This window comes from Novosphingobium rhizosphaerae (assembly GCF_050920675.1).
Lineage (GTDB): Bacteria > Pseudomonadota > Alphaproteobacteria > Sphingomonadales > Sphingomonadaceae > Novosphingobium > Novosphingobium rhizosphaerae.
In genome coordinates, this window is the sequence record NZ_CP137861.1 from 3,051,620 (window position 1) to 3,065,344 (window position 13,725).

Here is a 13,725-nt window from a genome sequence, read left to right on the forward strand (position 1 = left end):
GGGTCATGCCGCTTCGCGGGTGTGGAGCGGCGCGTAGAACGCTTCGAGATTGTCCAGCACGTCGGCCGCGTCGTCGATGAAATTGACGCGATTGCGGAATTCAGCCGAGCCCGGCAGCCCCTTGGTGTACCAGCCCAGGTGCTTGCGCGCCATGTTGACGCCGGTCACCGGGCCATAGTGTTCGAGCATGGCGTTGTAATGCTCCACGATCAGGCGGTACTGCTCCTCGATCGTGGGATCGGGGCGCACTTCGCCGGTCTGCAGCCAGTGCATGACCTGGCCGAGCAGCCAGGGCCGGCCATAGGCGCCGCGCCCGATCATCACGCCGTCGGCGCCGCTTTGCGCCACGGCCTGCGCCACGTCCTCGATCCCGCAGATATCGCCGTTGACGACCACGGGGATCGTCACCGCGTCCTTCACATTGCGCACGAAAGCCCAGTCGGCGCTGCCCTTGTACATCTGGTTGCGGGTGCGGCCGTGGACGGTGATCATCTGCGCGCCCAGATCCTGCGCGATGCGCGCGAGTTCGGGGGCATTGAGGCTGTCATGGCACCAACCCATGCGCATCTTGACCGTGACGGGCACTTTGACCGCCTTGACCGTCGCCTCGATCAGGCGGGAGGCCAGCGGCACTTCGCGCATCAGGGCAGAGCCGGCATAGCCGTTGACCACCTTGCGTACCGGGCAGCCCATGTTGATGTCGATGATGGCGGCGCCACGATCTTCGGAAAGCTTGGCCGCCTCGCCCATCTGTTCGGGATCGCAGCCGACCAGTTGCATCGAAACGGGTTCTTCCGTCGGGTGCCAGGCCCATTTCTGGATCGACTGGCGTGTTTCGCGGATCGCAGCGGGGCTGGCGATCATTTCCGTGACGTTCAGGCCCGAACCGAAGCGCCGCACCATCAGGCGGAACGGCAGATCGGACACGCCCGTCATCGGCGCCAGCACCACCGGGCAGCCAATGCGCACGGGGCCGACGTCGAGCGGGGCAAGAACGGGGGGAACGGGAACCTGGGTCATGATCTGCGTATAACTGCCTAAAAAACAGGCAGCCTATAGTCCAAGACGCCCCGCCGGGCAAGCGGGCTATCCGGGCGAGCGCAAGCGCCGCTTGGCTTCGCTCCGCCCTGCTGGTAGAGGCGCACCTCGCATGAACCCTGCCCCTCCCCTTTCAACCGAAACCAAAGCACCTGCAACCGCCGCAATCGTGGTGGCGGCGGGCAAGGGCCTGCGCGCGGGCGGCAGCGTGCCCAAGCAGTTCGCTGTTTGGCACGGCAAGCCCCTGGTGCGCCACAGCGTGGAATCCCTGATCGGAGCCGGCGTGGCGCCGATCGTGGTGGCGATCCCGCAGGGCTGGGAAGAGGCGGCAGGCAATGCCCTGCAGGGCTTGCCCGGCGTCGCCCTTGTCCAGGGTGGAAGCACCCGCCGGGAATCGGTGGCGCTGGCGCTTGAAGCGCTGGTGGACGATGCACCCGCGCGCGTGCTCATCCACGATGCGGCCCGGCCTGTCCTGCCCCACGTTGTGATCCATGGACTGTTGGCGGCGCTGGAGAACGTGGCCGGGGCGATTCCCGTGCTGCCCGTGGTCGACAGCGTGGTGCGCGGCACCGATGGCCTGCGCCACGCGGCGGTGGAGCGTGACGGGCTCTATCGCGTGCAGACGCCGCAGGCCTTTCATTATCCTGCCATCCTGGCCGCGCATCGTGGCTGGACCGCCAACACCGGGGGTGGCGCCGCCGAAGCGGGCGACGATGCGCAAGTGGCCGATGCCGCCGGCCTGCCCGTCGCGCTGGTGCCGGGAGACGAGGCGCTGCGCAAGGTGACCTTTGCCGCCGATCTGGAGAGTGCCGACATGTCTGTTCATCCGCGCGTTGGAATGGGCTTTGACGTCCACCGCCTGGTAGCGGGCGAGGAACTGTGGCTGTGCGGGGTGAAGATCGACCACGACAAGGGCCTGGCGGGGCATAGTGATGCCGACGTGGCGATCCACGCGCTGGTCGATGCCTTGCTGGGCGCGATCGCGGCGGGCGACATCGGCGATCATTTCCCGCCGTCCGATCCGCAATGGAAAGGCGCCTCGTCCGATCGCTTCCTGGCCCATGCCGCCACCCTTGTGGCGCAGAGCGGCCAGGCCATCGCCCATGTCGACGTGACGATCATCTGCGAAGCGCCCAAGATCGGCCCGCACAAGGCCGCAATGCGCGCCCGCCTGGCGGAAATCCTCGCCCTGCCGATAGACCGCGTGAGCGTGAAGGCCACCACCACCGAACGCCTGGGTACCACCGGGCGCGGTGAAGGCATCGCCGCCCAGGCCGTGGCCACCGTGGTGCCGCGATGATCCGCGCCGCTTCCGCAACCCTGGCGCTGGGCGCGCTGCTGGCCAGCCAATGCGCGCAGGCCGCCGCGCCGGCTTGCCTCGAAACCGCTGATGTCAATGCCATGGTGTCCTATGCCCTGCCCGCAGTCATGGACAGCGCGATGACCTATTGCGCGCCGCACCTGGCGCCGCAGGGGTTCTTTGCGCGTGAAGGCCAGGGCATGGTGCAGCGCTATGCCCTGGCCAAGCCCGCGGCCTGGCCCCGCGCCAAGGCCGCGCTGATCAAGCTGGCGCAGACCGACCAGGACAAGACCATCGCCCAGATGGCCAACCTGCCCGACAAGGCGCTGCAACCCTTTGCCGATGGCATGCTGGGGCAGATGGTCACCGAGGCGCTCAAGCCCGAGAATTGCCGGCCGCTGGAACAAATGACGCGCTTGCTCGCGCCGCTGCCGCCCGAAAACACCGCAGGATTGTTTACCTTCATTATCCGCATGGTGGATACGCCATCGCGCAAGCCGGGCACCCAGCCCCGCAAATCCGGGCTGCCGCTGTGCCCGGAAACCCCGTAAGAACTGAAAGCACCCCTATCATGCCCCCGGAAACCGATTGCCTTCTCCCGCCCGATATCGTGGCGCTGGCCCAGCGCGTGATCGATGAAAATCGCCGCCTGGGCCGGACCGTGGCCCTGGCGGAAAGCTGCACCGGCGGCATGGTGGCAGCGGCGCTGACCGAGATTGCCGGCTCGTCGGCCGTGCTCGATCGTGGCTTCGTCACGTATTCCAACGAGGCCAAGCACGAAGTGCTGGGTGTTTCGATGGACGTGATCGATGCCGTGGGGGCGGTTTCGGTGGCCACCGCATGGTCCATGGCGCAAGGCGCCCTTGCCCATTCGCGCGCCGACGTGGCCGTGGCCATCACCGGCATTGCCGGGCCCGATGGCGGATCGGAACAGAAGCCGGTGGGCACCGTGGTGTTCGCGCGCGCGCAACGCGGGCAGAACCCGGAAGACATCATGGCCGAGACGCGGCTGTTCGACCAATGCCGCACGCGCAGCGCCGTGCGCCACCAGGCAACGCTGTGCGCGCTGGATCTGTTGCTGCCGCCGGGCGAGGAATGAGGGGCTAGCGCCCTCCTCCCCTCTCGCGGCGGTTATGCGGGTTGTTCGGTGCCGTAGAGTTTGGCTGCGCGGGTTTCGAACGCGGCGACCATCTTGCGGAACGCGCGATCGAGATATTGGCCGGCGAGCTTTTCGAACAGCGCGTTGCGGAACGTGAAATCCACGTTGAAATCGATCACGCAGCCGGTGCCATCTTCGCCTGGGCGAAAAGCCCAGGTGTTGGACAGGCTTTTCATCGGACCATCGAGATATTCCACCTCGATCCGGGCGTTATGGGCCTGGTCGGGCGCGACCTTGCGCACGCGCGAGGTGAACTTTTCGCGCAGCGCGTTGAAACCGACGAGCATGTCGGCCACCATTTCGGTTTCGCTGTCCGTCTTGATCCGCGTGGCCACCACCCAGGGCAGGAACTCTGGGTAGCGGCGCACGTCGGCAACCAGGTCGAACATCTGCTCCGGCGACCATTGCAGCCGCCGCTGTTCGGCAATGCGCGGCATTTCAGGCCCCGGTACGTGCCGCCGCCTTGGCCAACTGCGCCTCGCGCGCGGCGCGCATCTGGGCAAAGTCTTCGCCGGCGTGATAGCTCGACCGGGTAAGCGGGCTCGACGCCACCTGCAGGAAGCCCTTGGCCCGCGCGATCGCGCCATAGGCATCGAAGGCCTTGGGCGTGACGAATTCCATCACCTTGGTGTGCTTGGGCGTGGGCTGGAGATACTGGCCCATGGTGAGGAAGTCGATCTGGGCCGAGCGCATGTCGTCCATCACCTGGTGCACTTCCAGGCGTTCCTCGCCCAGGCCGAGCATGATGCCCGACTTGGTGAAGATCATCGGATTGAGCCGCTTGACCTGCTCGAGCAGGCGCAGCGAGGCGTAATAGCGCGCGCCGGGGCGGATCGTGGGATAGAGCCGGGGCACGGTTTCCAGGTTGTGGTTGTAGACGTCCGGCCCCGCTTCCACGATGGCGGCGACGGCGCTTTCCATCTTGTTGCGGAAATCGGGCGTGAGGATTTCGATCGTGGTCTGCGGCGTCTGCTCGCGCAGCGCCTTGATCACCTTGACGAACTGGCTGGCGCCGCCATCGGGCAGGTCATCGCGGTCGACCGAGGTGATCACGATATGCTCTAGCCCCATGCGCGCGGCGGCTTCGGCCACGTGGCCTGGTTCGGATGCATCGACCGCGCGGGGCATGCCGGTCTTGACGTTGCAGAACGCGCAAGCGCGGGTGCACACGTCGCCCAGGATCATCACCGTCGCGTGTTTCTTGGTCCAACACTCGCCGATGTTGGGGCACGCGGCCTCTTCACACACCGTGTTGAGCTTCAAGTCGCGCATCAACTGGCGCGTCTCGCCATAGCCCTTGCTGGTGGGCGCCTTTACGCGAATCCAGTCAGGCTTGCGGGTGCGCTGCGGCTGGATGGGCTCTCGGTTGCTGGCAGTGTCGGTCATGCCAGCGCAGATAGGCGCATCTTGGGGCACTTGAAAGTGTCAAATGAACACGGCATGCCCTTTGGCCATGGCAAACCCGACTTCCCCCGAGCTGGAACAGCTTATCGCCGGCTATCGCCGCTTCCGTGACAATGGTTGGACCCCGCATCGTGAGCGCTGGGAGCGCTTGCGCGAAGGTCAGGAGCCCAAGGTGATGATCATCGCCTGCTCCGACAGCCGCGTCGATCCTGCCCAGGTGTTCGACACCGATCCTGGCGAAATGTTCGTGGTGCGCAACGTGGCGGCCATGGTGCCCCCCTTCGAAACCACGCCCGGGCACCACGGTGTTTCGGCCGCCCTGGAATTTGCGATCCAGGTGCTCAAGGTCAAGGAAGTGGTGGTGATGGGCCACGGCATGTGCGGCGGCTGCCGCGCCGCGCTGACCCAGGAAATGGCCGGCACCGCCCGCGGCCAAGGCGGCTTCGTGGCCGACTGGATCTCGCTGCTGGACGATGCGCGCAAGCCCGTGGTGGCCGAGCACGGCACCACCGGCCGCACTGCGGAACGGGCCATGGAACTGGCCGGCGTCAAAGCCAGCCTGGCCAACCTGCGCACGTTCCCCTGGGTGCAGGAAAAGGAAGCCGCTGGCGAATTGACCTTGCGCGGCGCGTTCTTCGCCATTTCCGACGGCATCCTGCACCTGCTGGACGAGGAAACCGGCGCGTTCACCCCTGCGGCCTGAAGCGATCCATTCCCGCAACGAAAAAGGGCGGCCCCGCAAGGAGCCGCCCTTCTCGTTTCGGGTAATCCCGAAGGACGCTTACTTGGCGCCCTTGGTGATCACATACTGGGTCCACAACTGGGCCAGCGGGGCGCGCACGCCGCCGGTGACGGTGGCAAAGGCGGCCTTGGCTTCATCGTACTTGCCCTGGTCGGACAAGGCGATGCCCAGGCGGGTTTCCACACGGTCCTTGTCGGCCTGGGCGGGAATGCCCTTGGCCAGCGCGGCCTTGTAAAGCGCTTCGGCCTTGGCCGCTTCGCCATACGAGAGGTAAGCGTCGGCGGTGATGGCCGAGAGCTTGCCGTCGGCGGCCTTGGCCGCGTCACGCTCCAGCGCGCCCAGCGAGGCCTTGTCGCCTGCGGCGATACGGGCCTTCGCCTGGCTCAGCGCGTCGGACACGAACGGGTCGGAAGCAGAGATCGCGCCTGCGGCCACGCCCTGCTCGGCAATCTTCTGCACTTCGCCGGGCAGGCGACGCGGGTCGGCGGCCTGGATGTATTCGACGTATTCGCGGCCGGTGTACTGCTTGTCCACGCCCAGCGCGCCGGTGCGCTGGAACAGACGGCCCAGGTCGACCGATTCTTCCTTGCCGAACTGGCTGAATTCACGGGTCAACTGGCCAGCGCCCAGCCAGTTGATCGGGGTGGGATCGGCAGTCACCGAGAGCAGGCCCCATTCGATCGCCTGCGGGCCAAGCTTGGCGTTATAGGCAATGACCTGGCCACGCTTGTACCAGCTGACCGGCACGGTGCCGTTGGCCGCCTTGCGGGTGGCCACTGCGGCCTTGAGCGCATCGAGCGCCTGCGTCGGCTGGTTCTGCTGGACATAGGAATCGGCCAGCAGTTCGGCCGCGTTGTCTTCGCTGTAGTTGGCGTCAACCGCTGCCTTGAGCGCCTTGGTCGCGGTGGCATAGTCCTTGTTCTGGTAGGCCGTGGCACCCAGGAAATACTGCACCATCGGCTGCTTGTCGGCGCCGAGCTGGCCGCTGTCGGCCATGTTCTGCAGGCCCTTCTGCTGCAGGGCGCCGTCGCCCAGCGCACCGCCGAGGATCTGCTGCCACTGGCCCAGGATCAGGCGGTCGAGCGGCGTCTTGGCGCCGGTTTCCACCGGACCGAGTTCCGACACCAGCTTTTGCGCGCCGGCCTTGTAATCGGCATCGGCGGCCTTGCCCTTGGTGGCCTGCCAATCGTTGAACGACTTCTGGAACGGCGCGGCAGCTGCCGCGAATTCCTTGGAATTGCCGCCGCCTTCTTCCTTCTTGGCTTCCTTGGCGATCGCGGGGGCGACCATGGCGCCCATGCCAAGGCCACTCGCCAGCGCAACGGCCACAGCCGCGCGCGCAATCGTGCCCTTACCCGAATTCCACAAAGAACCGCGCATCTTGTATCTCCTGTTCGACCCCGACATTGCCCGTGCCGTTTGGCAAACACAGTCCAATGCCGCTTACCCTGGTCGGCCCTGCGCTAGTGGCGCGGAATGACGCCCTTGGCAACACTTGGCACATTAGGTGCCACGCCGTGAACGCGGATTGAATGGCAATTCGTCCTGCCGTTCAGGCAGCTTGTCGCATGTGTGGAAAACTGATCGCAAGATATGTCGGAAACGGCATGCTTGCTGGCCTTTTGCGCGAAAGGCGCCTAGGGGCAATTCTTTCCAGACAACGAAACGACAAAGCCACCATCGTGAGCGACGACACACCCAATCTCGATCCCACCCCCGGCACGCCGGAACACGAATTCCAGCGGATCGACATCGTCGACGAAATGAAGACCAGCTACCTCGATTACGCGATGAGCGTGATCGTGGCGCGTGCGCTTCCCGATGTGCGCGACGGCCTCAAGCCGGTCCACCGCCGCATCCTGTGGACCAGCCACGAGAACGGCTTCACTTCGACCAAGCCCTATCGCAAGTCCGCCCGCATCGTGGGCGATACCATGGGTAAGTATCACCCCCATGGCGACAGCGCGATCTATGATGCGCTGGCGCGCATGACCCAGGATTGGTCGATGCGCCTGCCGCTGATCGACGGCCAGGGCAACTTCGGCTCCATGGACCCTGATCCGCCGGCCTCGATGCGCTATACCGAAGCGCGCCTGGCCAAAGTGGCGGACTCGCTGCTGGCCGATATCGACAAGGACACGGTCGACTTCCAGCCCAACTACGACGGCGCGGAAAACGAACCGCAGGTTCTGCCGGCGCGCTTCCCCAACCTGCTGGTCAACGGCGCGGGTGGCATCGCGGTGGGCATGGCCACCAACATTCCGCCGCACAACCTGGGCGAAGTGATCGATGGCTGCCTGGCCTATATGGACAACCCGCTGATCTCGATCGACGAGCTGATCCAGATCATCCCCGGCCCGGATTTCCCCACTGCCCCGCTGATCCTGGGCGCTCACGGCGCGCGCAAGGCCTATACCGAGGGCCGCGGATCGATCATGATGCGCTGCTGTCACGAGGTGGAGGAAGGCCGCGGACGCGACGCCAACCGCCGCTCCATCGTGCTGACCTCGATCCCCTATCAGGTGGGCAAGTCCAACCTCGTCGAAAAGATTGCCGAAGCCGCCAAGGACAAGCGGATCGAAGGCATTTCCGACATTCGCGATGAATCCAATCGTGAAGGCGTGCGCGTGGTCGTGGACCTCAAGCGCGATGCCTCGCCCGAGGTGGTGCTCAACCAGCTGTGGCGCAACACCCCTGCCCAGTCCAATTTCCCGGCGAACATGCTGGCCATCCGTGGCGGCCGCCCGGAAATCCTGACGCTCAAGGACATCATCGAAAGCTTCGTGCGCTTCCGCGAGGAAGTGATCACGCGGCGCACCAAGTTCGAACTGAGCAAGGCGCGCGATCGCGCCCATGTGCTGCTTGGCCTGGTCGTGGCGGTGACCAACCTGGATGAAGTGGTCAAGATCATCCGTGGTTCGGCCAACCCGGCCCTGGCGCGCGAGGCGCTGCTGGCGCGCGAATGGCCGATGGGCGAAATCGCGCCCTATATCCGCCTGGTCGAAGCGATCGAAGACGATGCCGTGGCCGGCGAAGGCACCTATCGCCTGTCGGAAATCCAGGTCCGCGCCATCCTCGATCTGCGCCTGCACCGCCTGACGGCGCTGGGCCGTGACGAGATCGGCGACGAACTGGAAAAGCTTTCCACCGCGATCAAGGAATACCTGGCGATCTTGGCCGACCGGCAGAAGCTATATGCCGTGATGCGCCAGGAACTGGTGGACGTGCGCGCCGCCTATGCCACGCCGCGCCTGTCGCAGATCATGCCGGCGGCCGATGGCATCGACGACGAAGACCTGATCGAGCGCGAGGACATGGTCGTGACCGTCACGCTCGACGGTTATATCAAGCGCACCCCGCTTTCCACGTTCCGCGCCCAGGCCCGTGGCGGCAAGGGCCGCTCGGGCATGGCGACCAAGGAAGAGGATGCCGTCGCCACGATGTTCGTGGCCAGCACCCACACGCCCGTGCTGTTCTTCTCCACCGCCGGCAAGGTCTATCGCCTGAAAGTGTGGCGCCTGCCCGAAGGCGGCGCTGCCACCCGCGGCCGCCCGGTGGTCAACCTGCTGCCCGCGCTGGACCAGGGTGAGACGATTGCCGCCGTGCTACCCTTGCCGGAAGACGAGGCGGAGTGGGGCAACCTCAACGTCATGTTCGCCACGGCCAAGGGCAACGTGCGCCGCAACGCCATGGATTCGTTCGCCAATATCCCGTCGAACGGCAAGTATGCGATGAAGTTCGAGGAAGACGGCGAGGACCGCCTGATCGGCGTGGCGCTGCTGTCCGAAGGGGACGATGTGCTGCTGGCAAGCCGCGCGGGCAAGGCCATCCGCTTCCCGGCGGACGATGTGCGCGAGTTCCAGAGCCGCACGTCCACCGGGGTGCGCGGCATGGCGCTGAAGGACGGGGACGAAGTGATCTCGCTCTCGATCCTGCATCGTGCCGGCGTCAAGGACCAGGACGAGCGCGAGGACTACTTGCGCTTTGCCCCATGGAAGGCCGAGAAGGAAGGCGAACCGCAGATGAGCGCCGAACGCTACCAGGAACTGGTGGCCAAGGAGCAGTTCATCCTAACGGTCTGCGCCAACGGCTATGGCAAGCTGTCTTCGGCCTATGAATATCGCCGCACCGGGCGCGGTGGCCAGGGCATCACCAATATCGACAATATCGGCCGCAACGGGCCGGTGGTCGCCAGCTTCCCCGCCAGCCAGGCCGACCAGCTCATGCTTGTGACCGACCAGGCCAAGCTGATTCGCCTGCCGCTTTCCTCGCTGCGGGTGATCGGGCGCGGTTCCGCCGGGGTGCGCCTGTTCAACGTTTCGGGCGACGAGCACGTTGTGGGCGCGGTGCGCCTCGCCGAGCAGGACGCCGAGGAAGGTACCGAAATCGCCGATGTCGAAATCGACACCGGCGAAGCGGACGGCAACGCCGGGCCGGCTGCTGCCGATGAAGGCGGTGCCGACGAATGAGCACCCATGATCCCATTGCCTACAAGGTGTTGACCGCCGAGCAGCGCGCGCAGCTGGAAAGCGGCATGTTTGGCGGCGCCCCGGTGGACCTGGCCGATGGCTATATCCACATGTCCACGGCGGGTCAGTTGACCGAGACGGTGGACAAGCACTTTGCCGGGCAGAGTGACCTGCACGTGGCGGCCGTCGATCTGCTGGCCCTGGGCGAAGCCGTGCGCTGGGAAGTCTCGCGCGGCGGGGCACAGTTCCCGCACCTTTACGCTCCGCTGCCGCTGGCGGCGGTGGTGGCGCTGGAGCCCTTGGCCCGCCAGGTCGATGGCAGCGTGGCGCTTCCCGACGCGACGTAACGGTGATGACGCATCAGATTCACATCATCGGTGGCGGCATGGCCGGCAGCGAGGCGGCCTGGCAACTGGGGCGGCGCGGCTTTCGCGTGCGGCTTTCGGAAATGCGCGGCAGCGGGGAAACCACCGCCGCGCACCAGGGCCAAGGCCTGGCCGAGCTGGTCTGCTCCAACTCGTTCCGCTCCGACGACGACGAGAAGAACGCCGTGGGCCTGCTGCACCACGAAATGCGCCGCTGCGACAGCCTGATCATGGCCGCCGCCGACAAGGCGCGCGTGCCTGCCGGCTCTGCCCTGGCGGTGGACCGCGACGTGTTTTCCGCCGCTGTCGAAGCCGCGCTGGGCGAACTGCCCAATGTCGAGGTGGTGCGCGAACGCGTCGATGCGCTGCCTGCCGATGGCATGACCATCGTGGCCACCGGGCCGCTCACCGCGCCATCGCTGGCGGGCAGCATCGGCGCGGCGACGGGCGCGGAAAGCCTGGCGTTTTTCGATGCCATTGCCCCCATCGTCTATCGCGATTCCATCGACATGGACATTTGCTGGATGGCGAGCCGGTGGGACAAGGCCGCCGGCCCGGAAAGCACCGGCAAGGATTACATCAACTGCCCGATGAACAAGGAGCAGTACCAGGCGTTCCGCCAGGGCCTGCTCGACGGCGAAAAGACCGTGTTCAAGGAATGGGAGGCCAACACCCCCTATTTCGATGGCTGCATGCCGATCGAGGTGATGGCCGAGCGCGGCGAGGACACCTTGCGCTTTGGCCCGATGAAGCCGGTGGGGCTGGACGATCCGCGCACCGGGCGCTGGCCCTATGCCGTGGTGCAGCTGCGCCAGGACAACAAGCTGGGCACGCTGTGGAACATGGTGGGCTTCCAGACCAAGCTCAAGCATGCCGAGCAGGTGCGCCTGTTCCGCACCATTCCCGGCCTGGAAAACGCCGAGTTCGCGCGACTGGGCGGCCTGCACCGCAACACTTTCATCCATTCACCCACGCTGCTGGACCGGCAGTTGCGCCTGAAATCGGCGCCACGCATCCGCTTTGCCGGGCAGATCACCGGCTGCGAAGGCTATGTCGAAAGTGCCTCGGTCGGCATGCTCGCGGGCCTGATGGCGGCAACCGAACTGGCGGGCCGGGACTGGACGCCGCCGCCCGCCACCACGGCGCTGGGCGCGCTGCTCGGCCACATTACCGGCGACGCCGAGGCCGAGACCTATCAGCCGATGAACGTGAACTTCGGGTTGTTCCCGCCGGTCGATCCTTCGGTGAAGAAGAAGGTGCGCAAGGAAGCCTATACCGCGCGGGGCAAGGCGGATTTCGGGCCTTGGTTGGCGAGTTTGGTTTGAGGGTTCCACCACCCCCAAGCCCCCTCCTCTGAAGAGGAGGGGGCTTTCTTGTCAGTGCTTTAGCTCCCCTCCTCTTCGCAAGGAGGGGTTGGGGGTGGTGCGAAGCCTGGCGCAACCTCAGAATGCTTCCTCGGCAAAGTCCATCACCGAGCCCTTGCCGGCCTTGATCGCCAGGAACAGCGAAGCCGACTGCGGCAGCAGCTTTTCATAGAAGAAGCGCGCGGTGTCGATCTTGGCCTTGTAGAACGCCGGTTCGCCCGTGCCCGACATCAGCGCGCGCGAGGCGATCTTGGTTGCCTTGGCAAAGCAATAGGCCATGGCGACCAGGCCCATCAGGCGCAGGTAATCGGTGGCAGCCGCGCCGCCTTCTTCCGGATCCTTCATGCCGCGCTCGGCGATCATTGCCGTTGCGCCTTGCAGCGCCTCGAACGCGCGCTTGAGGCCGGCAACCATCTTGCCGATCGCGGGATCTTCCGCGTTCGCTTCGATGAAGTCGCTGATCGGGTGGAACAGGCTGCGCAAGTAGCGGCCCATTTCGGCCGGCATCTTGCGGCCGACGAGGTCGAGCGCCTGGATGCCGTTGGTGCCTTCATAGAGCATGGCGATGCGCGCATCGCGCATGTACTGCTCCACCCCGCTTTCACGGATGAAGCCGTGGCCGCCATAGCATTGCACCGCAAGGCTCGCGCTTTCGAGGCCGAGGTCGGTGAACATCGCCTTCACCACCGGGGTCATCAGCGCGACAAAGTCAGACGCGCGCTGGCGCTGTTCCGGCTCTGCCCCGTGCTTTTCGGCGTCGAGCGCACGGGCCACCCAGGCCGAAACGCCGCGGCAGCCTTCGTTCCACGCGCGCATGGTCAGGAGCATGCGGCGCACATCGGGATGCACGATGATCGGGTCGGCCGGCTTGTCCGGGTGCTTGGGGCCAGACAGCGAGCGCCCTTGCAGGCGGTCCTTGGCATACCACACGGCGGACTGGTACGCCGCCTCACCAATGCCCAGGCCCTGGATGCCGACGCCGACGCGCTCGGCGTTCATCATCGTGAACATGGCTTCGAGCCCGCGATGGGGTTCACCGATCAGCCAGCCCTTGGCATCCTCGAACTGCATCTGGCAGGTGGCCGAAGCCTTGAGGCCCATCTTGTGTTCGATCGCGGTGCACTTGGCGCCGTTGCGCACGCTGGGATTGCCATCGGCATCGGGCAGGTACTTGGGCACCAGGAACAGGCTGATGCCCTTCACGCCCTTGGGCGCATCGGGCAGGCGGGCCAGTACCAGGTGGACGATGTTGCTGGTCAGGTCGTGCTCGCCGGCGGAGATGAAGATCTTGGCGCCGTTGATCTTGTAGCCGTCATCGCCATCGGGGTCGGCGCGGGTGCGCAGCAGGCCCAGATCGGTGCCGCAATGCGCCTCGGTCAGGCACATGGTGCCAGACCATTCGCCGCTGACCATCTTGGGCAGGTAGTCCTGCTTGAGCGTGTCGTTGGCATAGACCGTGAGCGCCGCGATCGCGCCGTTGGTGAGGCCGGGATAGAGGCTGAACGACACATTGGTGGCGCAGATCATTTCCTCGACCAGCTTGCCAACTGCCTCGGGCGCGCCCTGCCCGCCCCATTCGGGTGGCAGCACCAGGGCGTTCCAGCCGCCTTCGGTAAAGGCCTTGTAGGCTTCGATAAAGCCCTTGGGCGTGCGCACAACGCCGTTTTCCAGCGTGCAGCCCTCCTCGTCACCGCTGCGGTTGAGCGGCAGCAGCACGTCCTGGCACAGCTTGGCCGCTTCGGTCAGCACCGCTTCGGTCAGGTCAGGGGTGAAATCGGCCAGGGCGGGAATGTCGCCATAGCCATCGTCGGTGTGCAATTCGTTGAGCACGAAGCGCATGTCGCGCAGGGGAGCGGTATAGATCTGCATGGCAAATCTCCTCAA

The 13,725-nt window shown here is 65.7% G+C and carries 12 protein-coding genes; 7 read left to right on the top strand and 5 right to left on the bottom strand.

The features are described from left to right. Positions 1 to 3: 3 nt before the first annotated feature. A complete protein-coding gene (gene dusB, locus R9J51_RS13940; RefSeq protein ID WP_179504783.1) occupies positions 4 to 1,020 on the bottom strand; it encodes a tRNA dihydrouridine synthase DusB in 1,017 nt (338 codons plus the stop codon). A gap of 130 nt (positions 1,021 to 1,150) precedes the next feature. Between dusB and R9J51_RS13945 the strand changes: the two genes are divergently transcribed. From R9J51_RS13945 to R9J51_RS13955, 3 genes are read left to right on the top strand one after another with little or no spacing between them, the layout of a single operon-like run. Further along, positions 1,151 to 2,338, top strand: coding sequence for a bifunctional 2-C-methyl-D-erythritol 4-phosphate cytidylyltransferase/2-C-methyl-D-erythritol 2,4-cyclodiphosphate synthase (locus R9J51_RS13945; protein WP_179504784.1), 1,188 nt, complete (start codon positions 1,151 to 1,153; stop codon positions 2,336 to 2,338). After that, positions 2,335 to 2,889 carry a hypothetical protein gene (locus R9J51_RS13950; RefSeq protein WP_179504785.1) on the top strand — a complete coding sequence of 185 codons (555 nt, stop codon included), beginning with the start codon at positions 2,335 to 2,337 and terminating at the stop codon, positions 2,887 to 2,889. The genes R9J51_RS13945 and R9J51_RS13950 overlap by 4 nt, the downstream gene beginning before the upstream one ends. 20 nt (positions 2,890 to 2,909) lie before the next feature. Further along, positions 2,910 to 3,437, top strand: a complete 528-nt coding sequence (locus tag R9J51_RS13955) for a CinA family protein (RefSeq protein WP_168554993.1) — start codon at positions 2,910 to 2,912, stop codon at positions 3,435 to 3,437. Between the two features lie 32 nt (positions 3,438 to 3,469). Here R9J51_RS13955 and R9J51_RS13960 read toward each other — a convergent pair whose 3' ends face one another. Further along, positions 3,470 to 3,934: a type II toxin-antitoxin system RatA family toxin gene (locus tag R9J51_RS13960; RefSeq protein WP_168554994.1), complete on the bottom strand. Its 465-nt coding sequence runs from the start codon at positions 3,932 to 3,934 to the stop codon at positions 3,470 to 3,472. A 1-nt stretch (position 3,935) separates the two neighbouring features. Continuing rightward, entirely contained in the window at positions 3,936 to 4,883 is a 948-nt protein-coding gene (lipA, locus tag R9J51_RS13965) for a lipoyl synthase (RefSeq protein WP_168554995.1), read from the bottom strand. 67 nt (positions 4,884 to 4,950) lie between these two features. Here lipA and R9J51_RS13970 point away from each other — a divergent pair, with 67 nt between their 5' ends. Next, positions 4,951 to 5,604 (top strand): carbonic anhydrase, encoded by a 654-nt coding sequence (locus R9J51_RS13970; protein WP_168554996.1) that lies wholly within the window; start codon positions 4,951 to 4,953, stop codon positions 5,602 to 5,604. Between the two features lie 78 nt (positions 5,605 to 5,682). On the opposite strand, the gene R9J51_RS13975 is transcribed toward R9J51_RS13970, so the two are convergent. Next, positions 5,683 to 7,023, bottom strand: coding sequence for a tetratricopeptide repeat protein (locus R9J51_RS13975; protein ID WP_168554997.1), 1,341 nt, complete (start codon positions 7,021 to 7,023; stop codon positions 5,683 to 5,685). Between the two features lie 302 nt (positions 7,024 to 7,325). On the opposite strand from R9J51_RS13975, the gene gyrA reads away from it, so the two are divergent. From gyrA to trmFO, 3 genes are read left to right on the top strand one after another with little or no spacing between them, the layout of a single operon-like run. Beyond that, positions 7,326 to 10,112, top strand: coding sequence for a DNA gyrase subunit A (gene gyrA / locus R9J51_RS13980; RefSeq protein WP_179504786.1), 2,787 nt, complete (start codon positions 7,326 to 7,328; stop codon positions 10,110 to 10,112). Further along, positions 10,109 to 10,459 (top strand): DUF952 domain-containing protein, encoded by a 351-nt coding sequence (locus tag R9J51_RS13985; protein WP_179504787.1) that lies wholly within the window; start codon positions 10,109 to 10,111, stop codon positions 10,457 to 10,459. The genes gyrA and R9J51_RS13985 overlap by 4 nt, the downstream gene beginning before the upstream one ends. 5 nt (positions 10,460 to 10,464) lie before the next feature. After that, positions 10,465 to 11,802, top strand: a complete 1,338-nt coding sequence (trmFO, locus tag R9J51_RS13990; RefSeq protein WP_179504788.1) for a methylenetetrahydrofolate--tRNA-(uracil(54)-C(5))-methyltransferase (FADH(2)-oxidizing) TrmFO — start codon at positions 10,465 to 10,467, stop codon at positions 11,800 to 11,802. A 117-nt stretch (positions 11,803 to 11,919) separates the two neighbouring features. Here trmFO and R9J51_RS13995 read toward each other — a convergent pair whose 3' ends face one another. Further along, the gene (locus R9J51_RS13995) at positions 11,920 to 13,710 is read right to left on the bottom strand and encodes an acyl-CoA dehydrogenase C-terminal domain-containing protein (RefSeq protein WP_179504789.1); all 1,791 of its coding nucleotides are present in this window, start codon (positions 13,708 to 13,710) and stop codon (positions 11,920 to 11,922) included. Between the last annotated feature and the right edge of the window lie 15 nt (positions 13,711 to 13,725).